Origin of the sequence: Arachnia propionica, assembly GCF_900637725.1 — a bacterium.
GTDB classification, from domain to species: Bacteria; Actinomycetota; Actinomycetes; order Propionibacteriales; family Propionibacteriaceae; genus Arachnia; species Arachnia propionica.
Window position 1 is genome coordinate 1793032 of record NZ_LR134406.1, and the last position, 25031, is coordinate 1818062.

The 25031-nt window shown below is 65.3% G+C and carries 22 protein-coding genes; 6 read left to right on the forward strand and 16 right to left on the reverse strand.

Annotation, left to right across the window (positions count from 1 at the left end):
• Positions 1-7 precede the first annotated feature (7 nt).
• The 5 genes from hisB to dnaE are packed head-to-tail and all read right to left on the reverse strand — an operon-like array spanning position 8 to position 7107.
• Positions 8-616: an imidazoleglycerol-phosphate dehydratase HisB gene (gene hisB, locus EL272_RS07970; protein ID WP_014846683.1), complete on the reverse strand. Its 609-nt coding sequence runs from the start codon at positions 614-616 to the stop codon at positions 8-10.
• Entirely contained in the window at positions 613-1698 is a 1086-nt protein-coding gene (locus EL272_RS07975) for a histidinol-phosphate transaminase (protein ID WP_014846684.1), read from the reverse strand. The genes hisB and EL272_RS07975 overlap by 4 nt, the downstream gene beginning before the upstream one ends.
• Positions 1695-2996: a histidinol dehydrogenase gene (gene hisD, locus EL272_RS07980; protein WP_014846685.1), complete on the reverse strand. Its 1302-nt coding sequence runs from the start codon at positions 2994-2996 to the stop codon at positions 1695-1697. The genes EL272_RS07975 and hisD overlap by 4 nt, the downstream gene beginning before the upstream one ends.
• Before the next feature lie 6 nt (positions 2997-3002).
• The gene (locus EL272_RS07985; protein ID WP_051014987.1) at positions 3003-3560 is read right to left on the reverse strand and encodes a hypothetical protein; all 558 of its coding nucleotides are present in this window, start codon (positions 3558-3560) and stop codon (positions 3003-3005) included.
• Positions 3553-7107, reverse strand: coding sequence for a DNA polymerase III subunit alpha (dnaE, locus tag EL272_RS07990; RefSeq protein ID WP_041696443.1), 3555 nt, complete (start codon positions 7105-7107; stop codon positions 3553-3555). Before dnaE ends, EL272_RS07985 begins: the two co-directional genes overlap by 8 nt.
• Before the next feature lie 82 nt (positions 7108-7189).
• On the opposite strand from dnaE, the gene EL272_RS07995 reads away from it, so the two are divergent.
• The 5 genes from EL272_RS07995 (at position 7190) to EL272_RS08015 (ending at position 12296) form a co-directional block, all read left to right on the forward strand.
• Positions 7190-7825, forward strand: coding sequence for a DUF1707 SHOCT-like domain-containing protein (locus tag EL272_RS07995; RefSeq protein ID WP_014846687.1), 636 nt, complete (start codon positions 7190-7192; stop codon positions 7823-7825).
• 77 nt (positions 7826-7902) lie between these two features.
• On the forward strand, positions 7903-9195 hold the full coding sequence (locus EL272_RS08000; RefSeq protein WP_051015136.1) for a sensor histidine kinase: 1293 nt from the start codon (positions 7903-7905) through the stop codon (positions 9193-9195).
• Positions 9183-9827, forward strand: a complete 645-nt coding sequence (locus EL272_RS08005) for a response regulator transcription factor (RefSeq protein ID WP_014846689.1) — start codon at positions 9183-9185, stop codon at positions 9825-9827. The genes EL272_RS08000 and EL272_RS08005 overlap by 13 nt, the downstream gene beginning before the upstream one ends.
• A 341-nt stretch (positions 9828-10168) precedes the next feature.
• On the forward strand, positions 10169-10888 hold the full coding sequence (locus EL272_RS08010; protein WP_061786949.1) for an ABC transporter ATP-binding protein: 720 nt from the start codon (positions 10169-10171) through the stop codon (positions 10886-10888).
• 4 nt (positions 10889-10892) lie between these two features.
• A complete protein-coding gene (locus tag EL272_RS08015; protein WP_061786948.1) occupies positions 10893-12296 on the forward strand; it encodes an FtsX-like permease family protein in 1404 nt (467 codons plus the stop codon).
• Positions 12297-12545: 249 nt separating this feature from the next.
• Here EL272_RS08015 and EL272_RS08020 read toward each other — a convergent pair whose 3' ends face one another.
• The 6 genes from EL272_RS08020 to EL272_RS08045 all read right to left on the reverse strand — a co-directional run bounded on the left by EL272_RS08020 (position 12546) and on the right by EL272_RS08045 (position 18754).
• Positions 12546-13391, reverse strand: a complete 846-nt coding sequence (locus EL272_RS08020; RefSeq protein WP_126409383.1) for a DUF6612 family protein — start codon at positions 13389-13391, stop codon at positions 12546-12548.
• A gap of 173 nt (positions 13392-13564) precedes the next feature.
• Positions 13565-14638: an ABC transporter ATP-binding protein gene (locus tag EL272_RS08025; RefSeq protein ID WP_061786946.1), complete on the reverse strand. Its 1074-nt coding sequence runs from the start codon at positions 14636-14638 to the stop codon at positions 13565-13567.
• A 4-nt stretch (positions 14639-14642) separates the two neighbouring features.
• Positions 14643-15479: a carbohydrate ABC transporter permease gene (locus tag EL272_RS08030; protein ID WP_014846694.1), complete on the reverse strand. Its 837-nt coding sequence runs from the start codon at positions 15477-15479 to the stop codon at positions 14643-14645.
• Between the two features lie 4 nt (positions 15480-15483).
• On the reverse strand, positions 15484-16392 hold the full coding sequence (locus tag EL272_RS08035) for a carbohydrate ABC transporter permease (protein WP_051014989.1): 909 nt from the start codon (positions 16390-16392) through the stop codon (positions 15484-15486).
• A gap of 11 nt (positions 16393-16403) precedes the next feature.
• Positions 16404-17729 carry a sugar ABC transporter substrate-binding protein gene (locus tag EL272_RS08040; RefSeq protein WP_014846696.1) on the reverse strand — a complete coding sequence of 442 codons (1326 nt, stop codon included), beginning with the start codon at positions 17727-17729 and terminating at the stop codon, positions 16404-16406.
• 14 nt (positions 17730-17743) lie between these two features.
• A complete protein-coding gene (locus EL272_RS08045) occupies positions 17744-18754 on the reverse strand; it encodes a Gfo/Idh/MocA family protein (protein ID WP_073969965.1) in 1011 nt (336 codons plus the stop codon).
• Positions 18755-18862: 108 nt separating this feature from the next.
• Between EL272_RS08045 and EL272_RS08050 the strand changes: the two genes are divergently transcribed.
• Positions 18863-20092 (forward strand): ROK family transcriptional regulator, encoded by a 1230-nt coding sequence (locus EL272_RS08050; RefSeq protein ID WP_061786944.1) that lies wholly within the window; start codon positions 18863-18865, stop codon positions 20090-20092.
• Here the strand turns inward: EL272_RS08050 and trpA are convergent.
• The 5 genes from trpA to hisI all read right to left on the reverse strand — a co-directional run bounded on the left by trpA (position 20076) and on the right by hisI (position 24935).
• Positions 20076-20906, reverse strand: coding sequence for a tryptophan synthase subunit alpha (trpA, locus tag EL272_RS08055; RefSeq protein ID WP_014846699.1), 831 nt, complete (start codon positions 20904-20906; stop codon positions 20076-20078). The genes EL272_RS08050 and trpA overlap by 17 nt on opposite strands.
• The gene (gene trpB, locus EL272_RS08060) at positions 20903-22141 is read right to left on the reverse strand and encodes a tryptophan synthase subunit beta (protein ID WP_041696445.1); all 1239 of its coding nucleotides are present in this window, start codon (positions 22139-22141) and stop codon (positions 20903-20905) included. The genes trpA and trpB overlap by 4 nt, the downstream gene beginning before the upstream one ends.
• A gap of 177 nt (positions 22142-22318) precedes the next feature.
• On the reverse strand, positions 22319-23098 hold the full coding sequence (gene trpC / locus EL272_RS08065; RefSeq protein ID WP_014846701.1) for an indole-3-glycerol phosphate synthase TrpC: 780 nt from the start codon (positions 23096-23098) through the stop codon (positions 22319-22321).
• Positions 23095-24591 (reverse strand): anthranilate synthase component I, encoded by a 1497-nt coding sequence (locus EL272_RS08070; protein ID WP_014846702.1) that lies wholly within the window; start codon positions 24589-24591, stop codon positions 23095-23097. The genes trpC and EL272_RS08070 overlap by 4 nt, the downstream gene beginning before the upstream one ends.
• Positions 24585-24935 (reverse strand): phosphoribosyl-AMP cyclohydrolase, encoded by a 351-nt coding sequence (hisI, locus tag EL272_RS08075; RefSeq protein WP_014846703.1) that lies wholly within the window; start codon positions 24933-24935, stop codon positions 24585-24587. The genes EL272_RS08070 and hisI overlap by 7 nt, the downstream gene beginning before the upstream one ends.
• Between the last annotated feature and the right edge of the window lie 96 nt (positions 24936-25031).

Genomic DNA, 25031 nt, shown 5'->3' on the forward strand with positions numbered 1-25031 from the left:
CGGCGGTTCAGAGCGCCCCCTTCGTGGAGGGCACACCCACAACACGCGGGTCGAGGGCGACGGCGTCGCGCAACGCACGGGCCAGGGCCTTGTACTCGGCTTCGACGATGTGGTGCGGATCGCGGCCCGCGAGAAGCCGAAGGTGGATGCACAGGCCCGCGTTCAAACCAAGGGACTCGAAAACGTGGTAGGTCATGGAACCCGCGTAGGTGACACCCGATCCGCCAATGCGGGCGTAGGCCTGTCCCTCGGGCTCGCCCGAGCACACCACGTAGGGGCGTCCCGCCACGTCGACCACGCAGTGCGCCAGGGCCTCGTCTAGGGGCACGGTGGCGTCCGCGTAGCGCCGGATGCCGTGTTTGTCCCCAAGGGCCTCGCCCAGCGCCTGGCCGAGCACGATCGCGGTGTCCTCGACGACGTGGTGCCCGTCGATGTGCACGTCCCCGCTGGCCTGGATGTCGAGGTCGATCAGGGAGTGCCTGGACAGCGCGGTGAGCATGTGGTCGTAGAAACCGACCCCGGTCGAGATCCGGCTCAGGCCGGTTCCGTCCAGGTCGAGGGTGACGGTGATCTCGGATTCGCTGGTGATCCGGGACCTGGTTGCGGTGCGGCTCATGGATGACGTCCTTCCGAATTGATCTCGGCGAGTGCCCGTTTCAGGGCCGCCATTTCCCGGGGGGTGCCCGCGGAGGCTCGCAGGAACCCCTCGGGTCCGGTCTCGCGGATCAGCACCCCGCGATCCAGCAGCCCCTGCCACACGGAGTGGCGGTCCTTGAAGCGCCCGAACAGCACGAAGTTCGCCTCCGAGGGCACCACCTCGTAGCCGTGGCCCTGCAGCCAGCCCTGGAAGGCCCGGCACTCCTCGGCCAGTTCCTCCACCCGGGCCAGCAGTTCGTCCCGGTGCGCGAGGGCCACCCGGGCCAGAACCTGGGTCTGGAGGCTCATGTGGTAGGGCAGCCGAACGATCCGGCAGGCATCCACGATCTCCGGGGCGGCAGCCAGGTATCCGACGCGCCCACCAGCCATGGCGAAGGCCTTCGACATGGTGCGGGTGATCACGAGCCTGGGGTGCCTGGCCAGCAGCGGCAACGCCCCGGGATGGCGGGAGAACTCCTGATAGGCCTCGTCGACCACGACGATCGCGTCCGTGGCGGAACAGATCTCATCGATCACCTCCGGGGCGGTGCAGGTGCCGGTCGGATTGTTCGGGGTGGTGATGACGACCACGGTCGGGGTGTGATGTTCCACGGCGGAGAGCACCAAGCCGGCATCCACGGTGAAGTCCGGGTTGCGGGGTTCGGTCACGTAGGCGGTGCAGGTGTTGCGCGCGTACTCGGGGTACATGGAGTAGGTGGGGGTGAAGGTCAGCATCCTGCGGCCCGGCCCGCCGAAAGCGGTCAGCAGCTGCCCCATGATCTCGTTGGATCCGTTTCCCACCCAGATGTTGCGGGCGGTCAGGCCGTTGCCCAGGTAGGAGGCCAGGTCCTCGCGGAGCGCCACCGCCTCCCGGTCCGGGTAGCGGTTCATAGTCGCGGCGGCCTCCTGGATGGCCTCCCCCATGGCCCGCCTCAATTCACCGGATGGCGGATAGGGGTTCTCGTTGACGTTGAGGACCACGGGCACGTCGATCTGCGGTGCGCCGTAGGGTTCCTCCCCCACCAGATCGTCCCGGAGCGGCAGGCCGGAGAGCCCGCTCATCGTCTCGTCCTGACCGTGATGGCCGCGGCGTGCCCGGGCAGGTCCTCGGCCAGCGCGAACCGTTCGATCCCATCGGCGATTTCGCTCAGGGCCTGCGCCGAGTAGTCGATGACATGCACGGTGCGCATGAAAGAGCGCACGTTCAGACCCGATCCGTGGCACGCGCAGCCCGCGGTCGGTAGGACGTGGGTGGAGCCGGCCGAGTAGTCGCCGAGGCTGACCGGTGAGTGATCGCCGACGAAGATGGCGCCGGCGTTCCGGATCCGGGAGGCCACCTTCCCGGCGTCGCGGGTCTGGATCTCCAGGTGCTCGGCGGCGTAGGTGTCAGCCACCTCCACCGCCTGGTCGAGGTCACGCACCAGCAACACGGCCGACTGCTGACCCGTCAGGGCGGTGCGGATCCGTTCCCGGTGTTTCGTGGCCGCCGCCCGGGGTTCCAGCTCGGCCGCCACCAGGTCGGCGAGTTCCGGGGAGTCCGTGATCAGGACGGACGCGGCCATCGGGTCGTGCTCGGCCTGGGAGATCAGGTCGGCGGCCACGTAGGCGGGATTCGCGGAGGAGTCCGCGATGATGGCGATCTCGGTGGGTCCGGCCTCGGAGTCGATGCCCACGATTCCCCGCAGCAACCGTTTCGCAGCCACCACGTAGATGTTCCCGGGACCGGTGACCATGGCGACGGGTGCGCAGAGACCAGTCACCCCGTGGGCGAACATCGCGATTGCCTGGGCCCCGCCGACGGCGTAGACCTCCTCGACCCCGAGCATGTGGCACAGCGCAAGGATGTTCGGGTGCGGCCAACCGCCGAAACCGGCCTGCGGCGGGGACGCCACGGCGATTTCCCGGACCCCCGCCACCTGGGCGGGAACGACGTTCATGATCACACTGGAGGCCAGTGGGGCGAGCCCGCCCGGAACGTAGAGGCCGACCCGTTCGACGGGGATGTTGCGCAACCCCACCCGGGCACCCTCGGCCAGGATCGTGGGGGCGGGATCGGAATCGCGTTCCAGGGTTTCTGCGACCAGGCGGCGACGCCTGATGGACTCCTCGAAGGCCTCCCGGAGTTCCGGGTCGAGCTGCCCGGCGGCCCCGGCCAGCACCCGCTCCGGCACCCGGAAGGTCCCGGGAACCACGCCGTCGAAGCGTTGCGAGTACTCTGCGAGCGCCTCGGTTCCCCGGTCACGGACCGCGTCGCACACCCCCCGCACCGCTTCCATGGCTCCCGCGACGTCCAGCGCCGCCCTGGGAACGTGGGAGCGGTAGTCGCCCTCGAGGCTGGTCAGGTCAACCGTTCTAAGCACGGTCGGTCAGTCTACCGCCGCGATCCTCCGGGGTTCCGACGGCGGTGCTGGAACGGAGGACGGCGGTTCGGGCCAGAAGGCGGCGAGCAGCATGACGGGGGTGATCGCGCAGAACGGTCCCACTAGCAGGGCTGACATCGAGCGCAGGGTGAGGTCGATGGGCACGATGTCTCCGGCGGACGCGGCGGCGAGACGGGAATCGAAACTCGGGGGCAGGATCCACAGCCCACCCGCCCAGATGAGCAGGCACACCACCAGCGCGCCACCGGCGGCGGCCACGCACACCCACCAGCCACGGTCCCTGAACCACCACCAGGAGATCAAACCGATCGCGAGCCCACTCAGGGCGGCGAGCAGAGCGAACAGCGCATCCGCCGAGAAGACGCCCGCGAGGCCCCGTTCCGACAGGCTCGCCCCGAGTTCCTGGGACACGAGATAGCCGGGCCGGTGGGCAAATCTCGCCCAGACGAAGGCGCACAACGCCCCCAGGCCCAGCAGCACACCGAGGAACTGGAGTATCCGCCACAGCAGGCGGGGTACGGCACGGGAGGGAGTCTCAGCCATGCGCCGCTCCCCTGCCGAAGGACACCGCGCTCGGTCCCAGGAGCGCTTTCAGGTCCGCGAACAGCGGCGAGCTCGGGGTGACGTGGAAGCCGTTGCCGAGCCGGAAGGTGGTGAGCCGGTCGCCGTTGCGGAGCTGGAGATGCACCTCCGCCGATCCGGGATGCTCCGACAGCACCTGTTTGAGATTGCCCACCACCCCGGGAGTGCAGCGCACCGTCGGCAGGGTCAGCACTACCGGACCCAGGCCACCGTCGGCACTCACCTGCGGGGCGTGAACGTCTTGGGCCCGCATCCGCGCCCGGTCCTCCGAATCCTCGACCACGCCCTTGACCGAGACGATGGTGTCTGGGGCCAGGTGCTGGGCGACCACGTCGTAGACCTTCGGGAAGACCGTGACCTCGATGCTGGCCTCCAGGTCCTCCAACATGAGGACCGCGTAGAAGGCCCCCTTCTTGTTGACCCGCCTCGTCACCGACGTGATGAGCCCGCACACGGTGGTCTCGCCCCGGAACCCGCCCTCCGCGGCGAGGCTCGAGACGGAGTGTTTGCCGTGCTGGAGCAGCACGTGTTCCAGGCCGTTGAGCGGGTGGTCGGAGACGTACAGCCCAAGCATCTCCCGTTCGAAGGCCAGTTTCGTGCGTTTGTCCCATTCGTCCAGGTCGGGGACGGGCTGCCTGTCGAGACCGCCCTCCTCGCCTTCGTCACCGAACTCCCCGAAGAGGTCGAACTGGCCGTGCTCCTCGTTCTTCTTGAGTTCGATGACCGAGTCGACGGCGTCCTCGTAGACGGTCATCAACGACCTCCGGGTGTGCCCCAGTTCGTCGAACCCGCCGGCCTTGATCAGCGATTCGATCACCCGCTTGTTGCACATCAACAAGGGCGCCTTGTCGAGGAAGTCGTGGAAGTCCTTGGCCTTGCCCACCCGGGCCCGTTCCGCGGTCCACGCGGAGACCACCTTGTCGCCGACGTTGCGGACGGCCCCCAGCCCGAAACGGATGTCCGTGCCGACGGGGGTGAAGGCGATCTCGGAGGAGTTGACGTCAGGGGGCAGGACGTGGATCCCCATGCGCCGGCACTCCGCCAGATAACCGGCGGACTTGTCCTTGTCGTCGCGGACCGACTGCAGCAACGCCGCCATGTACTCGGTCGGATAGTTCGCCTTCAGGTAGGCGGTCCAGTAGGAAACCACCCCGTAGGCGGCCGAGTGGGCCTTGTTGAAGGCGTAGTCCGAGAACGGCAGCAGGATGTTCCAGAGCACGTCGATGGGTTCCTGACTGAATCCCCGTTCCTGCATGCCCTTGCTGAAACGCTCGTAGTGGGCGTCCAGTTCCGCTTTCTTCTTCTTGCCCATGGCGCGGCGGAGCATGTCGGCGGCACCCAGCGTGTACCCGGCGAGCTGTTGGGCGATCGCCATCACCTGCTCCTGGTAGACGATCAGGCCGTAGGTCTCCCCCAGGATCGGTTCGAGGGCTTCGGCGAGCTCCGGGTGGATCGGTTCCACCTTCTCGCGCCCGGTTTTGCGGCGCGCGTACTTGTTGTGCGAGTCGGCCCCCATGGGTCCGGGACGGTAGAGCGCGCCGACGGCGGAGATGTCCTCGAAGCAGTCGGGCTGCATGGAGCGCAGAAGCTGCCGCATCGGGCCACCGTCGAGCTGGAAGACCCCCAGGGTGTCGCCGCGCTGCAGCAGGTCGTAGGTGGCGGGATCGGTCAGCGGAAGATCCTCCAGCACGATGTCGATGTCGCGGTTGAGTTTGATGTTGTTCACCGCGTCGGCGATCACCGTGAGGTTCCGCAACCCCAGGAAGTCCATCTTGATCAACCCGAGGGATTCGCATCCCGGGTAGTCGAACTGGGTGATGATGGCGCCGTCGGATTCCCGTTTCATCACCGGGATGACGTCCTGCAGGGGGGCGTTCGACATGATCACCCCGGCGGCGTGCACACCCCACTGGCGTTTCAGGCCTTCGATTCCCTTGGCCGCCTCGACCACGGTCTTGACGTCCGGGTCCGAGTCGTAGAGATCGCGGAACTCCTGGCCCTCGGCGTAGCGTTTGTGTTCCGGGTTGAACAGCTCCGGCAGCGGAACCCCCTTGCCCATGACATCGGCGGGCATGGCTTTGGTGATCCGCTCCCCGACGGCGAACGGCATGTCCAGCACCCGGGATGCGTCCTTGACGGCGGCCTTCGCCTTGATGGAGCCGTAGGTGATGATTTGGGCCACCTTGTCGGAGCCGTACTTGTGGGTGACGTACTGGATCACCTCGCCGCGGCGGCGATCGTCGAAGTCGATGTCGAAATCCGGCATGGAGATGCGTTCGGGGTTGAGGAACCTCTCGAACAGCAGGCCGTGTTTGAGGGGATCGAGGTCGGTGATGCGCATGGCGTAGGCGCACATGGATCCGGCACCCGACCCGCGCCCGGGACCCACGCGGATGCCGTTGTTCTTGGCCCAGTTGATGAAGTCCGCGACCACCAGGAAGTAGCCTGTGAATCCCATCTTGGAGATGATTCCGGATTCGAACTCGGCGCGTTCGATGACCTCGTCGGGAATGCCGTCGGGGTAGCGCTGGTGGAGGCCTTTCTCCACCTCCTTGTGGAACCAGGAGTCCTCGGTTTCGCCGTCGGGGCAGTCGAATCGGGGCATGTAGGTGCCGATGCCCTCGTCGAAGACGGTTTCGATGCGTTCCGCGATGGCGAGAGTGTTGTCGCAGGCCTCGGGAATGTCCTTGAAAAGGGCCCGCATCTCCTCGGGGCTCTTGAGGTAGTAGCCGGAACCGTCGAACCTGAACCGGTCTGTCTGGGCCTTGCGGGAGCCCGCCGAGACGCACAGCAGGGTGTCGTGGGCGTCGGCGTCCTCGGCGTGCACGTAGTGAAGATCGTTGGTGGCCACCAGGGGCAGGTTCAGGTCCTTGGCGATGCGAAGCAGGTCGCGTCTCACCTTGTTCTCGATCGACAGGCCGTGGTCCATCAGCTCTACGTAGAAATTGCCCTCCCCGAAGATGTCACGGAACTCCGCCGCCGCGGCCCGGGCGTTGTCGTACTGGCCGAGCCGGAGGAAGGTCTGGACCTCGCCCGAGGGGCAGCCCGTGGTGGCGATCAGCCCCTTGCCGTATTCGTTCAGGAGCTCCCGGTCGGCGCGGGGCTTGTAGAAGAACCCCTCCAGGGAGCTCCGGGAGCTGAGTTTGAACAGGTTGTGCATGGCCTGCTTGTCGGAGGCCCACATCGTCATGTGGGTGTAGGCACCCTTCGATGAGACGTCGTCGCCGGTGCCGTCGCCGAACTGCACGCGCTTGCGTTCGGTGCGGTGGGTGCGGGGGGTGAGGTAGGCCTCCAGGCCGATGATGGGTTTGACGTCGTAGTTCTTGGATGCCTTGTAGAACTCGTAGGCCCCGTAGAGGTTCCCGTGATCCGTGATCGCCAGTGCCGGCATGCCCATGCGTTCCGCGCCTTTGAACAGATCGTGGACGCGCGCGGCGCCGTCGAGCATCGAGAACTCCGTGTGACAGTGCAGGTGCACGAACGTATCCCCCACGACTGCTCCTTCCATCCGACCCGAACGGGCACCAACCCTACCCCCGGACGCGGATCGGGACCGTAAGGGTGGGCGGGAACCGCGTAAGCTGATTCCCATGCCCCAACCGGACCATCTACGCTGCTCGGACGCGGATCGTACTGCCATTGAACAGCTGTTGACCGATGCCTACTCCGACGGTCGCCTGACGCGCGAGGAACACGACGAACGCCTCAACAAGACCTGGGAGGCGAAAACCTTCGGGGACCTGCGGGAGATCACCACCGACCTGGTGCCCACCGATCCCAAGCCCGCCTCGTACCTGGTGGAGAGCCCCCGGGACGACCGGTCGCGCGCGCTGGTCGATCCTGCGGGGGCGGGACCGGGAAGTGAGAACATCGTCGCGATCTTCGGGAACGCGAAACGGGGCGAGGGCTGGCGGGTGCGCGCCAACACCCACGTGAACACGGTCTTCGGCGACGTGAAACTGGACCTGACCAAGGCCGTGTTCGACTCCGCGTCCTCCCAGTTGAACGTCATGGTGGCCATGGGCGACGTGGTCCTGCGGGTGCCCGCCGGGGTCAGGGTCCGCAACGAGACCGCCAACATCTTCGGGGACGTTAAGGTGGCCGGTCTGGAACCGGACGAGAGCGGCCCGGAGCTGGTGCTGACCGGTTTCTGCATCTTCGGGGACGTCAAGGTATACGGCCCGAGTCACAAATCTTTTTTCAAGAAGTTCAAGGAGTTGCTCTGAAAATGTCGGGCCAGCCCCACCCTGGGTCTCGGGCCAGCGGGATGGGACGGAAACCCGCCGGGGTGAAGAGTGAAACCATGAACACAACCCGCACCTCCAAACCCCCTCTCGCGGGGAGCATCGCCTACCTCCTGCTCGGCTGGCCCGTCATGCTGATCGCCTTCGTGATGGTCGTGACCTTCACGGCTCTCGGGATCAGTACGGCCATCATCTGGATTGGCATCCCCATCCTGACCTTCGCCCTACTGATGGCTCGCGGGTTCGCCACCATGGAACGGCATGCCCAGGCGAGACTCTTCGGACGCGAAACGGCGGCACTGCACTATCGACAGCGCCAGGAAGGGGATTCCTGGTTCAAGGCGATGTTCAACGTCATCGCCGACCCCCAATCATGGCTCGATGTCCTGTGGGTTTTCGTGGGTTTCATCACTTGCACCTTCACCTGGGCGCTCGCCGTAACCTGGGTGGCTCTGTGCACGGGGCCGGTGACAGGCCCCATTTCCGCCCTGCTCAACGAGATCTTCCAATCGCAGGGCGGCGGTCTCACCTACCTCTACTGGTGGGGCACGGGTTTCACTCCCATGTTGAACCCGACCCTCGTGAGGATCCTCGATGCACTCATCTACATAGTGGTTGGATTGCTCGCCATCAAGCTGGCGCCACCGGTGTTCCGCGGACTGGCCTGGTTGCGCGGCTCGGTGGGTGATGCCCTGCTGAACCTGAGGGCCCGCAACAATGCCCAGATCACCCAGCTCCGCGATTCCCGGGCCGCGGTGCAACGCGCCGAGACCGGGGCCCTGCGGAAACTGGAACGCGACATCCACGACGGCCCGCAGCAGCGACTCGTGCGACTCAACATGGATCTGGCCAGGGCACGCAGGCAGATGGATCAGGACCCGGAACGGGCCCGCGAGATGCTGGGGGAGGCCATGAGCCAGACCCAGGAAACCCTCGCCGAGTTGAGGCAGTTGTCCCGCGGCATCGCACCGCCGGTGCTGGTCGACCGTGGGCTCGAGGCCGCCATCGACGAGACCGCCGCGCGCTCCGCCATTCCGGTGACCGTCTACTCCAGCATCCCCGGGAAATTGCCCGATCACGTCGAGCAGGCAGCCTATTTCGTGATCTCGGAGTCCCTGGTCAACGCCAACAAGCACTCCGGGGCCACCACGATCGACCTGATCACCGCGGTCCAGGACGGTTGGCTGTACGCCACCATCACCGACGACGGCGTGGGCGGCGCCTCAACGGCCAAGGGCCACGGCCTGGCAGGTCTGGAGGAACGTCTCCAGGGAGTCGACGGCAGGCTGACCGTCACCTCCCCCGCCGGGGGGCCGACCATGATCGAGGCGGTGATCCCTTGCGGGTCCTGATAGCCGACGACTCGGTCCTGCTGCGGGAGGGCCTGGCGTTGATCCTGGGCGACGGCGGTCACGAAGTGATCGCCGCCGTCGGGAGCGGAACGGAACTGGTGCCCCGCGCACTGGAGCTGCGTCCCGAGCTGATCATCACCGACATCCGCATGCCGCCGTCGAACACCGACGAGGGCCTGCGGGCCGCCGTCGAGATCCGCAGTCGTTGGGGTGAGGCCCCGATCCTGTTGCTGAGCCAATACGTCGTGGCCGCCTACGTGCAGGAGCTGCTCGCCGACGGCGGCACACACCTCGGCTATCTCCTCAAGGACAGGGTCGCCGACATCGACACCTTCCTGGAAGCTGCGGACCGCGTCGCGGGGGGCGGGCTGGTTCTCGATCCCGAGGTGGTGGCGCAGGTTCTGGGGCGTGGCCGCAAGGCGGATCCCGTCGCCCAGCTGAGCCCCAGGGAAAGAGAAGTCCTGGGACTGATGGCCGAAGGTCACACCAATGCCGGCATAGCGAAACGCCTGGTGGTGACGGAAGGGGCGATCGAGAAGCACACCCAGCGAATCTTCTCCAAGCTCGGTCTCCACCCGGACCCGGGCGTTCACCGCCGGGTGAAGGCCGTCCTGACCCTGCTCTCCAGTTGATCCCCGCCCGCGGGGGCTCGAGAACTCAAAAAACTCGAAGTTCGCTCACAGCGATCCCCGGCTTCGCCCTGACCGAGAATCTCGCCGGTCGGCACACGGTCTGTGAATCAACCTTCTTGTTCACGGACCGCCCACCGATCAGTGGAACTTCTTGGTCCGAGGAGAAGCCGAGGCCGGCCGCGAAAAAGGCACGCTGCCATCGACGATCCCGACGTGTTCTTCAACGAGCCCCCCGCCAGCAGCGAATGATCACGGTCCCGAGCGCGACCGGACCCCTTTCGAAACCGCGACTGCTCGATTCCGGCCATATGTACTAAATCGTGGAAGGAAATTTTCTTGCAATGATTGCGCTCAGCGCTCAAGGCCTCCATCGTGTCGTCACGACCGGACGGACCGAGACCAGCATTCTGCATGGATGCGATCTGGAGTTGCAGGGAGGTGGTCTGACCGCGGTCGTGGGACACTCCGGTTCCGGGAAATCTTCGCTGCTGATGTGTCTGAGTGGCTTGGACGAACCGACTTCCGGCACGGTGACGATCAACGGTCGCGACGTCTATCAGCAGTCCGCTGCCAAGCGCGCGAAGATGCTCCGCTCCGAGGTCGGCTTCGTCTTCCAGCAGTACAATCTGGTGCCCTTCCTCACCGTTGAGGAGAACATTGCTCTTCCGTTCCTGCTCGACCACGAACCGGCACCCCATGACCTGGTACGGGACCTCATCGAGTCGTTCGGCCTGGGCCGTTGCAGCCGCACACCAGCCCGCTTGCTCTCCGGTGGTGAACAGCAGCGAACAGCACTCTGCCGGGCGCTCGCACGCCACCCCGGCATCGTGTTCGCGGACGAGCCAACAGGTGCTTTGGATTCGCAGAGCACGCAGACCGTTCTCGGAACCCTCCGGAGAATGGCCGATGAGGGACAGATGATCATCATGGTCACCCACGATCTCGACGCGGCTGCCATGGCGGACAGGATCGTGATCATGCACGACGGCCGAACCGTGAGACATCTTGGCCGCTGTACCAGCCAAGAGCTGCTGCAGTTCATGACCGATCCGAAAGCGTGAAATCATGCAGCGATACGTGATCAGAATGTTCGCTGATGATTGGAAGCAGTGGGTGCCAGCCATCGCTGTGGTAGCGGTGATGGCGACCATGATTGGGCTGTGTGTTCACCAGTTCGCGTGGACCAGTGACTCACGGTTCCGCGCTGCGGCAGGTGCCTCGGGTGTCTCGGTTACGGAGTTCCAGATCCTCTCGGTCACGATCTACGCCGTGGTTGCTCTCATCTCGTGGATTTCCCTGACTGTGGTGGGACGGGCCAGTATCCACGCCACTCACCGAACCTACGCCCTGTTGTTGCTGCTCGGGGCAGCTCCAGCCGCGGTTTTCGGGTCGACGATTCTTCTCCTGGTCATTGTCAGTCTGTGTGGCGCGCTCCTTGGAGCACTCGTGTCGGCGTTGTTGAGTTTCTGGGTCGTTCCGGCATTCAACGCGATGATCTCGCCGACAGCCCGCCTGCCGGAATACGCACTCACTGCGTGGGCTCCCGTCGTCGCCATCGTCGCAAGTGTCCTCACCACTTTGGTGGGTGGACTTTCACCAGCGTTTCATGCTTCCCGTGTACGTCCCGGTGCGGTTCTGAGGCACCCCGATGGCCTTGGCCGAGAACCAGCCTCCGGCCTCCGGATTTTGTGTGGTGCGTTTTTCCTCATCGTCGCATCAGGTCTCGTCGCCTCCGCCGGATTCGCTGGCCCGCTAGGGGTGACCGGTCCTGGCCCGATGTTCAATCTGGCCGTCACCGCGGGCGGCAGCGCCCTCATGGCCGTCCATCTCCTGTGTCCACAGCTCATGAGCTTCATCTTCTGGGTGCTCAACGGCCTTTTCTCACGCATGGGCCTTGTAGTTCCTGCCCTGGGCACCCGTTCTGCCGCGTCCCGCGTTGGCACCAGCGCCACAACGGTTGCTCCGCTGGCTGTTGGCCTGGGAGGTATCGGGCTGCTGCTGTGCGCCGTGAACTCCGTCATCGCGTTCACCGATGCGCTTCAGCCGGGAACTCGGGCGGACCTGACCGACGTGTGGATGATAGTTGCCGTCGTCGCCATATCGATGCTGGCCACCAGTGCCGCCGTGGTTGCCCTGTCGGCACGCGGCCGGGAACGCGAAATCGCTCTTCTTCAAGCGGCAGGCATGCGAGGACGACACATCAGCGCCCTGATCGCGGCCGAGAGTTTCGCTATGTCTTTGGCCGCCTCCATCGCGGCTGCTGTTCCCATCGTGGCCGGAGGGCTCGTCTGCGCCCTTGCGTCGAGGGCAACGCTCAACACTGGCGGCTCGGTGGTTGTGTGGCCCGTGTCAGTGATGCTGTGGGGGTTGATCGCTTCATGGGGTGCTCTTTATCTCATACTCCTCGTGCCTGCGTTGACGCCGCTTCGCCGAGGAGCGGGGACACAGCTGCGCCGGCAAGAAAACTGACATGCCCAGGGAATTCAGTGCCGCAGAATCACAGGCCTTAAGGCTTATTCACAGACGGCGCGCCAGCCAGGAAAACCCCTATTCAGCACACACTTGGGAAGGGCCGTGAATAAACCTGCTTGTCCCCCACCGCTGTTTCGCTGGTCTCGGTCACGTTCGCCTGCGCTGGGAAGCCAGCAAACTTCAACGAGGCCAGCAAACAAGCGGTGGGTCAGCATGGATCGCTTCTGTACATGCCCCGAGATCGTCTCAGGAGGAGAAGAAGGTCTTCAGGCTGGTCTCGGGGGCATCCTGCAGGTCTGGGGGAATACTGAGGGTGACCTCTTGGGTCTCGTCGGAGGTCATGTCCACATTCAAGTCCATCTTCGCCTTCTTGCCCTGAACGGTCACGTCGGCGTTGAGTTCCATGGTGAAGTTCTTCATCCGGTAGGTGCTCTTGTCGACGGTCAGGGTGAGCAGGCAATAGCTGTTCGACAAATCATCGATTTTGCCGCCGGATCCGCTCCGGTTCAGGATCTTCATCAACGCTTCGTGCGACGGAACCAGCTGCACGACATAGGTTCCGTTGTCCTCCTTGGCGGCTATTTTCTCCGGGTTCTCCGCGTACATCTCCACCGACGCCATGGAGGACTCCTGCACCTGCCCCAGGACATCCTGCATCCCCTCCTCGGAGAGCACCTCCTGGCCCCGTTTGCTGCTGGTGGCCCCCTTCTCCAACCGGGCGTAGGCGTGATATTCATTCTCCTCCTGCTGGAAGAGCACGTAAAATTTGGCGGAGTTGTTCCTCCCAGCTTCGGCCGAAACCTTGATCTCGGCCCCGACCTCGCTCATTCGCTGTTCACCGGACCGTTTGGAGTCCAGTCTCATGTTCAACATCACGGTCGCGCCGTCCATCGACGTGTTGAGCACGGTGTTCATCTTCACGGTTTGATCGTGGTCGGAGATGAGCTGCTCCGATTTCCCCTGGTTCAACGCCCTGCTCAGGATGCCCTGTGCGTCGAGGGCGGGATCGGATTCGATCTGTTGCGCTGCCCGCCCGCAGGCAGCGGCGACAAGCGCCGCACAGATCAGGACTGCGAAAAAACAACGCCGCACCACAGGTGAACTCCTTTGTCCCGTCGGCCGCGGATCAGCTTACAACACGAAGGGTTTACCGAAGACCTGCTGCGGTCCGCCCGGAACCGCCGACCTTCGTCCGTCCTGCCCGGGTGAGGCGCTGATGGATCAGTTCCCCACCGCGGGACCCGGTGGCCCGGATTCCTCGGACCTCAACCGCACCTGAGACCGGTTTCGATGTCGAAGACGTGGCGGACTGCGTCCCGCAGGTCGATGGTGACGTGGTCACCCACCCTGACCTCGGGAAAACCCGATTCGCGGGCGACGAACAGCTCCCCGCCTCCGATGTCCACTATCACGTCGCTGTAGGCCCCCAGGGGTTCTATCACGGCCACCCTCCCAGCGGCCGCCTCCTCGGAGGCCGACACCACGTGGCACTCCGATGGCCGCAGTCCGATCCGGATTTTCTCCCGGAACTCCATCAATTCCAGATCAACCTTCAAACCGGTTCCGGGAACGGCCACCAGGCCCCTTTCCAAAGGCTCCGCCGTGAACAGGTTCATCCGGGGTTTCCCGACAAACCCGGCGACGAACTCCGTGGCGGGACGGCTGTAGATCTCCTCCGGGGAACCGTACTGCTCGAGCCTCCCGCGACTCATCACCGCGATCTTGTGCGAAAGCGACATCGCCTCTTCCTGATCGTGGGTGACGTAGATGCTCGTCGCCCCTATCTCATTGTGCAGGAGTTTGAGTTCGGCGCGGGTTCTGTCCCGCAGGAGCGCGTCGAGATTCGACAGGGGCTCGTCGTAAAGGAGCACCCCGGGACGACGGGCTATGGCGCGGGCCAGGGCGACCCGCTGCCGTTGCCCTCCCGACAACGCCCTGGGGCGCTTGCGGAGCTGCTCGACCAGGCCCAGCTGCTCAGCCGCCTCCCTGACCCGGGTCGCGATCTCGGCCTTGGGCATCCGGCGCATCCGCATCCCGAAGGCGATGTTCTCGTAAACCGAGAGATGCGGGTAGAGTGCGTAGTCTTGGAAAACGAACGCCAGATCGCGTTTGTGGGGTTCCAGTGTCTCGACGGAAACCCCGTCTATCTCGATGGTTCCTTCCGAGACGCTCTCCAGGCCCGCGATCATGTTCAGGGTCGTGGATTTTCCGCACCCGGAGGGCCCCAGCAGGGAGACGAACTCCTTGTCCTCCACCGTGTATGAAACACCCCGGACGGCAAAGTCGTCCCCCTTGTTGGCGTAGCGTTTGCCAACGTCGGTCAACTTTATCTGCGCCATCTTCTCATCCTTTCACAGCCCCCTCGGTTATCCCCTGCACAATCCATTTCTGGGCCAGCAGCGCGAGAAGCAGGACGGGGAGGGCCGTGATGACCCCGGCCGTGGCGGCCCGCGTGTAGTCCATGGCGAAGAGCCCTTGGAACGAGGCCGTGGTGACCGGCAGCATCGGCGTTTTCGTGCCGGTCAGCACCTTGGCGAGGAAGAAATCACTCCACGCCGTGATGAACGCGAAGATCGCGGTCGCGGTGAATCCCGGCCCGGACAGCGGCAGCACCACCCTGCGGAAGATCCCGATTCGGCTGCATCCGTCCACGCGCGCGGCCTTCTCCAGGTTGACGGGAATGGAGTTGAAGAAACTGACCATCATCCATATCACCAGGGGAAGGATGAATGCCGTGTAGGTCAGGATCAAACCGATCCTGGTGTCGAACAATCCCATTCCACGAAGCAACACGAACAGCGGCACCGCAAGCACTATCGCGGGAACTGCCTGCACCGTCATCATGGCCAGCAACAACCCCTGGGAACCCCGGAAACGGAAACGGGCCAGCACGTAGGCACACAGGGAACCCAGGAGCATGCACAACGCGGTGGTTGCCGCCCCTACGATGAGCGAGTTCAGCATGGAGGTCAGGAAAGCCTGATCCGTCAGCAGGCTCCGGTAGCTGTCGAAAGTGATGGCAGCAGGATTCAGGTCCATGGGGATGGCACGAAGGTTCTGGGACGGGTAGATGCTGTACACGACCATCCATACGAAGGGCAGCACCAGGTAGATGCAGAGCAACACCACGAGCACCCGGTGGATCAGCGTTCCCCACCAGCTGCGTTTTATTCCTTCCATTCGCTCACTCCTTACCCTTGCGGCCGAGGACCAGGACCCAGAACATCGCCACGAGGGTGACGACAACCATGATCGCTAGCGACATCGCCGCCCCATATCCCCTGTCCAGGTAGCTGAAGGTGGTCAGGTAGGCCAGGAAGTTCACCGTGGTGGTCGCCTCCGCCGGCCCCCCGGAACCACCGGTCAGCACGTAAATGGAATCGAAAACCTTGATGGACCACATCGACTGGACTATGAGCAGGAACATTATGGTTCCTCTCATGTTGGGCAGCAGTATGCGCCAGAACTGTTGCCAGCTGCTCGCGCCGTCGATTGTCGCGGCGCGGTACATGTTCGCCGGTATCGCCTGCATCGAGGCCAGGGCCATCAACGCCAGGAAGGGGGTGAGCTTCCAGATCTCGGCGAGAATCAGCACCCCCATCGCCAGGTTCGGGGTTGCGAGCCACTGGATCCGGTCCTCGGTTATTCCAAGCCCCATCAAAACGTAGTTGATCACCCCGTATGAGCCGTCGAACACGACCTTCCACATGATTCCGTTCACCACCGGCGGGACGGCCCAGGGAACCAGCAGCAGGACCCGCGCGACGGTTCGTCCCCTGAATCTTCTGTTCAGCAGGCTCGCGATCCCGATCGCCAGTCCCACTCCCCCGAATACCGTGAACACACAGAAGATGGAGGTTCTGAGCAGCGAGGACTGGAATCCGGAATCGGAGAGCAGGGAAAGATAGTTCCCCACCCCGACGATTCCGTTGGATGCCGGGGTTTTGTCGTTGACCCGGTAGAACGAGAGCACCACCGCATACAGCATCGGGTAGACGAACAGGGCACCGATGGTGATGACGGCAGGGGCTGACGCGATGATCGCAAACCGCCTGTCCTGTCGCTCGGCGGTGGACACCGGAACCCTGTTCATCTCTCCCCCTGTCAGCCGATGTACTTCGCGATGACCGGTTTGAGCTGTTCCTGGGCCGAGTCCAGGGCAGCCTTGGGCTCGATCTCCTGGTTCATGGCCTTGGAGACCTGCACGGACAGCAGCTGGTCGAGTTCACTGGACCACGGCGTACCGTAGCGTTTCGTGACGTACTTGGTGCTCTCCTCGTAGGTTTTGACCACGGGCAGTGCCTCGACGGTCGCGGGATCCGCCAAGGTCGCCTTGGAAACCGGGAACCACCCCTCCTTTTCGACGATCTGTTTCTGGGCGACGTTGGAGGATGCGAACTCGAGCCACTTCATGGCCGCCGCTTTGTTCGTGGAGTTTACGTTGATCGCATATCCCTCCGACCCGTCGATGGATGCGGAGCGGACACCGATTCCGGGAATCAGGCCGTTTCCGACCACGCCCGCGGTCTTCGCCCCGGAAGCATTCGCAACGGCCCACTGGAACGGCCAGTTGAAGACGATGCTGGTGTTGCCCTGGGCGAACACCTCGACCAGATCAGAAGCGTTGGTGATCTGTAGCGAAGCCGGATCCATGACCTTGTGGAGGTGGAGGAGCTCGACCATTTTGGTGAGCCCCTCGACGCCTGCCTCGGAGTTGAGCTGCGGATTCCACTGGGCGTCGTAGAGCTCCCCGCCCGCCAGCAGCAGCGCCCTGAGGAAGTTCTGGTAGGCACCCGCGGGGTTGCCCATGTCGCAGGTGTAGCCGTAGCGCCCGTCGGTGGTGACTGCCTTGGCCACGGACACGAAGGAATCCCAGTTCTCGGGAGCGGCCTCGGGGTCAAGCCCCGCCTGCTTGAAGTGGTCCTTGTTCCAGAACATCGACTGGACGCTCGCGAATTTGGGGAGCCCGTAGATCTTGCCGTTCCAGGAGACCGCGTCCAGCGCGGGCTGGATCAGGTCGGAGGGGACGGTTCCCTTGTCGATCTCCTGGAGCCACCCGGCCTGCCCGAACTCGGCGGACCAGCCCGCCCAGGTCATGATCACGTCGAAGGACGTGTCCTTGGCAGCGAACAGGGTGGCGAAACGATCGTGGAGATCGTTGAAATTGGCCATCTCGTACGACTTGACCTTGATTCCCGTCTGTTCCTCGAAAACCTTGATGAGCCCGTCCTTGAAAACGGAGTTCGTGTTGTCGTCGAGGATCGTGATCTCCCCGGAGGCGGTTCCGGACCCGGAACCGAGCGGGGCGCTGTCCGTCTGGTTTCCGCCGGTGGGGTTCACGCATCCACCGAGGGCCAGGGCGCCTGCCGTCAGGCCACCGAGCGCGAAGAGCGAACGGCGGGTGAGGGAGGTTGTGTTGGAGGTTGTCATTTCTTCATCACCTTTCAACTGATCGCGACGTTGGTTCGGGTCTCAAGGGACTCGTGAAGGGCGTGGATGGCACGCGTGACCAGCAGCCCCTGTGCAATCGTCGGATGATCGATCTCCGCACCGGCGCAGAGGTCGATGAAGTCCCGCATCATGTCGATGTGGGGTCCTAGCAACCGGCCACGCAGATCGGTTTCGGGACCGCCCAGGTAGCGCACACTGGATGCGTCGAAGGAGGTCACCCCGGAGCGGTCGATCTCGATGTCGAATTCCAGTCCCTTGGCCTCCAGGCCGTAGCGGAACTGGAACACGGAGGGACGGGACTCGGGCAGAACCCAGCCGGAGTCCAGGTCGAGGATGGAGCCGTCGGAGAGAAGGAAACTTGCGGCTATCCGGTCGTAGGTGTCGATCCCGTCGGGGACCAGCACCTTGCGCACCCCACGGGCGAACACCTCCACGGGCTCCGCCCCGCTGATCCACATGGCCAGATCGAGGGTGTGGGGCATCAGGAACCAAGCCGGGGACGACTTCCCGGCCCACGACAGCATTCTGCGGGGAACGAACTCCGTGTCCTGGAGCAGGACGCGCTGAGCGATCAGCGGGGTTGCCGCCTCGCGCAGCATCTCGCGCACCATCTGGAACTTCGGGTTCCACCGGTTCTCGAAGCCGACCATCACCTGCCCCGGTGAGGCCTCGGCCGCCTCGCTGAGCGCCAGCGCATCCGGCAACGTGGTGGCCAGGGGCTTCTCGAAGAGCACGTGAAGACCGGCACGCAGACCGGCCAGCCCGGCCTCCAGGTGGGCGAAGTCCGGCGTCGCCACCACCAACGCGTCCAGGCCCTCGGCGATCAGAGCACCCACTTCCTCGTGTACCGGGACCCCGAACCGCTGCGTCAGGGAAGTCCTCGCCCCGGGTGACGGATCACAGAAACCCACGAGCGAACCTCGCGGATGTTCCCTGATCACGGACCCGAACATTGAGCCTCGGATCCCACCGCCAACAACCCCGATCCGAACACCGACCTCCATGGTCTCCTCCACATCGTTGTGTCGCTCCACCGTGGAGCACGGAAAGCAGTCTACGCCAGTTTGTTAGAAAGTGCTACAAACTCTGGGGGCTGCGGATAGGCTGGGTCCATGATCGCGGAGGAATCCACCGGACGAGACGGCTCCGCGCCCGAGGACTGGCTGCTGAACTCCTCCGACGTCGGCCTGGCGAACCGCTCACGCGTGCTGAAGTTGTTGTACAGAACCGGTCCCCTGACGCGGGCCGAGCTCGCCACTCGTCTGGCAGTCAGCCGGGCAACCGTGAGCGCGGTAGTCCAGCCCCTCATCAAGATCGGGATGCTGGTGGAACAGGATGCGCGCGCCTCGGGTGAGAAGGGCGGCAAACCGGCCCGCCCCCTGTGGTTCGGGACCGAACTGCGCGCCGGCGCCATCTACCTGTCCCCCGACGAGTGCACGGCGGCCGTCGTCGGACTCGACGGCCGCATCCACACATCGCTGCGGATGGACACCAGTCACATCGACGAGGACAGGCTTCCGGAAACCATTTTCGCGATGGTCACGTCAGTCCTGCGCAGTGAAAAATTGCTCGGCGTCTGCATCGCCTACGCAGGTACCGTCGACTGGCCCACCGGGGAGCTGATCGCCAACTATCGCCGCCCCGGCACCAGCCGCATCCCCTTGGCGAGCCTGCTCCGGGAGGACCTCGGCGTGCCCGTCTTCGCAACCCACCATCCCAGGGTTCAGGCCTACGGGGACGCCTGGATGGGGCCGGGGCGGACCCTGGCCTCCTTCGGTTCGGTGTTCACCGGTGAGGTTCTCGGGATCGGGATCTTCCAGGACCACGAGGTGCGTCAGGGCACCCGGGGAGCGGGTGGCGAAGCGGGCCACATGGTGGTGGACATGAACGGGGATCCTTGCGCCTGCGGGCGCCGGGGTTGTTGGGAAACCGTCGCCACGCTGGGTTGGTTGAGGGAACGCGCCGGAGAAGCGGGGTTGCCGGACCCGGAGACGGTGACCTCCGATCGCCTGATGTGCAGCTCGGAGCAGGATCACCGCCGCGAGGATCTCGCCAAGCGCTACGCGAACATGATCGGGCTGGGACTCGCGAACATCGAACAGATACTGGGGCTCGGAACCTACATCCTGCACGGCGACGTCGCCCGCGGTGGGGAACAGCTGAGGAGATGGACGGAGGACGCCTTGGTGATGAACTCCCCCAAACGGGATCCGGCGCCGCGGATCATACTCAGCACCGACCCCGACCATTCCGTGATCCGGGGTTGCGTGGCCCTGGTCATCACGCACGTGTTCCCGTCGACCCCCCGCAAGGGTGGCCGTCCGGTCAACGGCTCCTCCTGACACCTTCCAGGAGTTCCGCAGCCAGGGCGCCCAGCTTTTCCAGGTCCCCCGGCATGTCCGCCCCGTCGCTCGCCAGGCAACGCACCAGGGCGGAGCCGACTATGACCGCGTCCGCGTAGGCGCCGACCTCCGCGGCCTGGTCACCGTTGCCAACCCCCATGCCGACGCCGACCGGCAGCCCCGGGTCTATCTCCCGGGCGCGGGCGGCGATCACCGGGGCGGCCAGCGAGGTGCCCCGGCGCACGCCGGTCACCCCCATGACGCTGGTGGCGTACACCCAGCCCCGGCAGGCCGCCATGGTCATGGCGATGCGCTCCGGGGTGCTGGAGGGGGCGATCAGGAAGATCCTGTCGAGGCCGTGGGCATCGGTGGCGGCAATCCATTCGTCGGCCTCGTCCGGGGTGAGGTCGGGGGTGATGACGCCCGCTCCCCCGGCGGCGGCCAGGTCGCGGGCGAACGCATCGGGCCCGTACTGTTCGATCAGGTTCCAGTAGGTCATCACCACCGGGGTCTTGCCGCACGAGGCGACGGTCTCGGCGGCGGTGAGGGCGTCGCGGGTGCGCACCCCCCGGGCGAGGGCCCTGGTGGTGGCGTGCTGTATGACGGGGCCGTCGAGGAAGGGATCGGAGTAGGGCATCCCGATCTCCACCATGTCGGCCCCCTCGCACAGGACGCGGTAGGCCTCGCAACTCTTCGCGACATCCGGGTAGCCAACCGGCAGGTAACCGACGAAGGCGGCCCTCCCCTGGGCGCGGCAGGCAGCCAGGACCTTGCCGGAGATCCCCAGGCGGTTGGGGTCCGTGAAGTTGCTCATTCCATCTCTCCCACGACTCGATCGGGTTCACCGGACATTCCGAACCAGCCGAAGGCAGTGGAGACGTCCTTGTCGCCCCGCCCGGACAGGCACACCAGGATGCGGGGGCGTGCTCCGGGTTGCTCCCCGGCCAGTTTCAGGGCCAGTCTCCTGGCACCCGCGACCGCGTGTGCGGACTCGATCGCGGGAATGATTCCCTCGGTCCGGGTCAGCAGCTGGAAGGCGTCCATCGCCTCGACGTCGGTGACGGGTTCGTAGCCGGCCCTACCGGTCTCGGCCAGCCAGGCGTGTTCGGGGCCGACCCCCGGGTAGTCGAGTCCAGCGGAGATCGAGTGCGATTCCATGGTCTGCCCGTCCTCGGTCTGGAGCACGAAGGTGCGGGCGCCGTGCAGCACCCCGGGGCGGCCTGCACCGATCTTCGCCGCGTGACGCCCGGTCTCGATGCCCTCACCCGCGGCCTCGATGCCGAGCAGGTGCACGGATTCGTCGGGGATGAAGTCGGCGAACGCGCCGATGGCGTTGGAACCACCGCCGACGGCCGCCACCACCCAGTCGGGGAGGCCGCCGTGTTCCTCGAGCATCTGGGCGCGGGCCTCGGTGGAGATCACCCGCTGGAGCTCCCGGACCAGGTAGGGGAAGGGGTGCGGCCCGCCGACCGTCCCGAGCAGGTAGTGGGTGTTCTCGACGCTCGACACCCAGTCCCGCATCGCCTCGTTCATCGCGTCCTTCAGGGTGCGGGAACCGGATGCGACGGCGTGGACCTCGGCGCCCAGCAGTTGCATCCGGGCCACGTTGAGGGCCTGACGTTCGGTGTCCAGCTGCCCCATGTAGATGCGGCATTCCAGCCCGAGCAGAGCGGCCGCCGTCGCGGTGGCGACGCCGTGCTGCCCTGCCCCGGTCTCCGCGATCACGCGCGTTTTTCCCATCCGCTTGGTGAGCAACGCCTGGCCGAGCACATTGTTGATCTTGTGTGCGCCGGTGTGGTTCAGGTCCTCGCGTTTGAGGAAGATCGTGGCGTTCCCGCAGTGCTTGGAGAAGTTCTCGGCCACCGTCACGGGGGTCGGTCGTCCCGCATAGTTGCGTTGCAGGCCGGCGAGTTCGGCCCGGAAGACCGGATCGGCCTGGGCGGCCCGGAACTCGGTGTCCAGCTCCGCCAGGGCGGCGTGCAGCGCCTCCGGCACGAACGTTCCGCCGAACCGGCCGAAATGGCCTCGGGCATCGGGAAGTGCGGTCATGCGCAGCAGTCTACTGGTTCCCGCAGACGCGGACATCACCTTCCCGAATCGCCGAGGTTCATCGATGCTGCCCTGGTTCCGATCACCACCGACTGGTTCCTGTTCTCCTGCGACAGATCACTCGTTCCGGGCCGTTCCCCGGTCCGCCGGAGAACGAGAACCCGCCGGGCGGCGCGGTCAGTCGATCGATGCGAACTCCTCTACTGCGGCGCGGGGATCGCCGTGCCGGACCAGCGCCTCCCCGACGAGGATGGCGTCGGCTCCCTCCTGACGCACCCTGCGGGCATCGTCGATGCTGAGGATCCCGGACTCGGCGACCTTGACCCGGTCGTCGGGGATGAGGGAGACGAGTTTCCCGAACCGGTCGAGATCCACCTCGAGGGTCTTCAGGTCCCGGTTGTTGATCCCGATCACCTCGACCCCTGCGTTCACGGCCCGTTCCACCTCCTCCTCGGTGTGGGTCTCCACCAGCGCGGTCATGCCCAGCGCGTCGGTCAGGTCCAGGAAGGCCCGCAACTCCACGTCGCTGAGAGCGGCGGCTATGAGCAGCACCAGGTCGGCGCCGTGAACCCGTGCCTCGTAGAACTGGTAGGGATGCACCATGAAGTCCTTGCGGAGCAGCGGGGTCTCCACGGCCTCGCGGACCGCGCCGAGATCCGTCAGCGAGCCGTTGAAACGCCGTTTCTCGGTCAGCACGGAGATCGCGGCGGCTCCCCCTGCGGCATAGTCGGTGGCGAGTGCCGCGGGATCCGTGATCTCGGCCAAGTCCCCCTTGGAGGGCGAGCGGCGTTTCACCTCGGCAATCACGGCCAGCCCGGGGGCCCGCAAGGCGGGGACCACGGGGCGCGCCGGTTGCACCTCCCGCGCCAGCTCCAGCAGTTTCTCGAAGGGCTGATCGGCTTGGCGAACGGCCAGATCCTCTCTGACCCCGGTGATGATCTCGTCGAGCACGGTCATGTGGTTTCTCCCAACTTTGCGGCGCGGCGGAGCGCGGTGATGACGGCAGCCGCCTTGTGCGAACACTCGGCGTCCTCTCTCCCAGGAACGGAGTCGGCGACGATGCCCGCGCCCGCCTGGACGTGGGCGATGCCGTTCTTGAGCACGGCGGTGCGGATCGCGATGGCGACATCCGAGTTGCCTGCGAAGTCGAAATAGCCGACCACGCCGCCGTAGAGCCCGCGGCGGCTGACTTCCAGCTGATCGATGATCTCCATGGCTCGTACCTTCGGCGCCCCGGAGAGGGTGCCGGCAGGGAAGCAGGACAGGGTGGCGTCCAGCGCGGTGCGCCCCTCGGCCAGTCGTCCGCTGACTGCCGCCTCCAAGTGCATGATGTGGCTGTAGCGGTGGATCTGCATGAACTCGTGGACGGTGACGCTGCCGGGTTCGCAGATGCGCCCCAGGTCGTTGCGTCCGAGGTCAACCAGCATCAGGTGCTCGGCTCGTTCCTTCGGGTCCGCCAGCAGCTCGGCGGCCAGTTCCCTGTCCTCCACCTCGGTGCTGCCCCGTGGTCGTGAGCCGGCGATGGGCCGGGTGGTGGCAACGCCGTCCTGGACCGTCACGAGAGCCTCGGGACTGGAACCAATGACGGCGAACCCGGGCAGCCGCAGCAGATAGAGGTAGGGGCTGGGGTTAGTCAGCCTGAGGGCCCGGTAGACCTCCAGCGCATCGGAGTCGGTGGGCACGTCGAAGCGCTGCGAGACCACCACCTGGAAGGCCTCCCCCGCTTCGATCTCGGCGATGGTGGCCCGAACCGCCTGTTCGTACTCGGCCGGAGTGCGTTGCCGCCTGATCTCGAGGTCGGCCAGGCCGTCGCGCGCCGGTTCCACCAGGGAGGGGGTCGGTTCGGCGAGCCGACCGGCCATTTCCTCAATGCCGACCAGCGCCTCGTGGTAGGCCCGTTCCACGCCCTCGTCGGTGCCGTCGTAGTTGATGGCGTTGAAGATCAGGTGCACCTCGTGCGTCCTGTGGTCCAGCACCGCGACCTGTGAGGCGAGCATCATCACCAGTTCGGGAAGCCCGAGGTCGTCGATGCAGGTGTCCGGCAGCGTCTCCAGCCGCCGCACCACGTCGTAGCCGAGATAGCCGACCATCCCGGCGTGGAACGGAGGCAATCCCTCAGTGGCCGGGGTGGCGAGTTCGGCGAGGGTCTGGCGCAGGACATCGAGCGGGTCGCCGTCGCCGATGCCGGTCAGCTCACGGCCCAGCCAGACGGCTTTCCCGCCGCGTTCCGTGAGGGTGGCGCCGCACCGCACCCCGACGAAGGAGTACCGGGACCAAACCCCTTCCGATGCGGATTCCAGCAGGAAGGTTCCCTCACGCGCTCCGCACAGGGTGGCGTACAGGCCGATCGCGGTGATGTGATCGGCCAGCAGACGGGCGTGGACGCTGATCACGCGGCGGGTTCTCGCCAGCTCCGTGAACTCGGCGAGGGTCGGCGAGATGTTCAGCATTCGACGTCACTTCCGGTCAGCTCGGTGAAGAAACAGGTTGGATTACCCGTGTGGCAGGCGGCCCCGGTCTGTTCGACGCGCAGCAGCACGGTGTCGCCGTCGCAGTCCAGATGAACGGAGATCACGCGCTGGTGGTTGCCGGAGGTCTCCCCCTTGATCCAGTAGATCTGACGGCTGCGGGACCAGTAGGTGGCCCGGCCGCTCGTCAAGGTGCGGGCCAGGGCCTCCTCGTCCATCCAGGCCAGCATCAGCACCTGCCCGGATGCGATGTCCTGGGCGACTGCCGGAACGAGCCCGTCGGCGTTGAACCGTACCCGGGCGGCCACGTCCTCACGCAATCTCATGGAGCCATTCTTCCCGTAACCTCTTGGCCTGGCCAACCCGAAAGGCCGTGGAAGGGCCACAGAAATTCCGAGACCTCCTGCAGAATTCCGGCCACG

Excerpts from the sequence above, each read along its gene's own strand:
- EL272_RS08030 (WP_014846694.1), bottom strand. The coding sequence starts at position 15,479 with ATGGAAGGAATAAAACGCAGCTGGTGGGGAACGCTGATCCACCGGGTG.
- trpC (WP_014846701.1), bottom strand. The coding sequence starts at position 23,098 with ATGACCGTGCTCGACGAGATCATCACCGGGGTCAGAGAGGATCTGGCC.
- hisB (WP_014846683.1), bottom strand. The coding sequence starts at position 616 with ATGAGCCGCACCGCAACCAGGTCCCGGATCACCAGCGAATCCGAGATC.
- trpA (WP_014846699.1), bottom strand. The coding sequence starts at position 20,906 with ATGAGCAACTTCACGGACCCCAACCGCCTGGGGATCTCCGGCAAGGTC.
- EL272_RS08000 (WP_051015136.1), top strand. The coding sequence starts at position 7,903 with ATGAACACAACCCGCACCTCCAAACCCCCTCTCGCGGGGAGCATCGCC.
- trpB (WP_041696445.1), bottom strand. The coding sequence starts at position 22,141 with ATGACCGCACTTCCCGATGCCCGAGGCCATTTCGGCCGGTTCGGCGGA.
- EL272_RS08070 (WP_014846702.1), bottom strand. The coding sequence starts at position 24,591 with ATGCTGAACATCTCGCCGACCCTCGCCGAGTTCACGGAGCTGGCGAGA.
- EL272_RS08040 (WP_014846696.1), bottom strand. The coding sequence starts at position 17,729 with ATGACAACCTCCAACACAACCTCCCTCACCCGCCGTTCGCTCTTCGCG.
- dnaE (WP_041696443.1), bottom strand. The coding sequence starts at position 7,107 with ATGGAAGGAGCAGTCGTGGGGGATACGTTCGTGCACCTGCACTGTCAC.
- EL272_RS08025 (WP_061786946.1), bottom strand. The coding sequence starts at position 14,638 with ATGGCGCAGATAAAGTTGACCGACGTTGGCAAACGCTACGCCAACAAG.
- EL272_RS07985 (WP_051014987.1), bottom strand. The coding sequence starts at position 3,560 with ATGGCTGAGACTCCCTCCCGTGCCGTACCCCGCCTGCTGTGGCGGATA.
- EL272_RS07995 (WP_014846687.1), top strand. The coding sequence starts at position 7,190 with ATGCCCCAACCGGACCATCTACGCTGCTCGGACGCGGATCGTACTGCC.
- EL272_RS08035 (WP_051014989.1), bottom strand. The coding sequence starts at position 16,392 with ATGAACAGGGTTCCGGTGTCCACCGCCGAGCGACAGGACAGGCGGTTT.
- EL272_RS08010 (WP_061786949.1), top strand. The coding sequence starts at position 10,169 with ATGATTGCGCTCAGCGCTCAAGGCCTCCATCGTGTCGTCACGACCGGA.
- EL272_RS07975 (WP_014846684.1), bottom strand. The coding sequence starts at position 1,698 with ATGAGCGGGCTCTCCGGCCTGCCGCTCCGGGACGATCTGGTGGGGGAG.
- EL272_RS08015 (WP_061786948.1), top strand. The coding sequence starts at position 10,893 with ATGCAGCGATACGTGATCAGAATGTTCGCTGATGATTGGAAGCAGTGG.
- EL272_RS08045 (WP_073969965.1), bottom strand. The coding sequence starts at position 18,754 with ATGGAGGTCGGTGTTCGGATCGGGGTTGTTGGCGGTGGGATCCGAGGC.
- hisI (WP_014846703.1), bottom strand. The coding sequence starts at position 24,935 with ATGAGATTGCGTGAGGACGTGGCCGCCCGGGTACGGTTCAACGCCGAC.
- EL272_RS08050 (WP_061786944.1), top strand. The coding sequence starts at position 18,863 with ATGATCGCGGAGGAATCCACCGGACGAGACGGCTCCGCGCCCGAGGAC.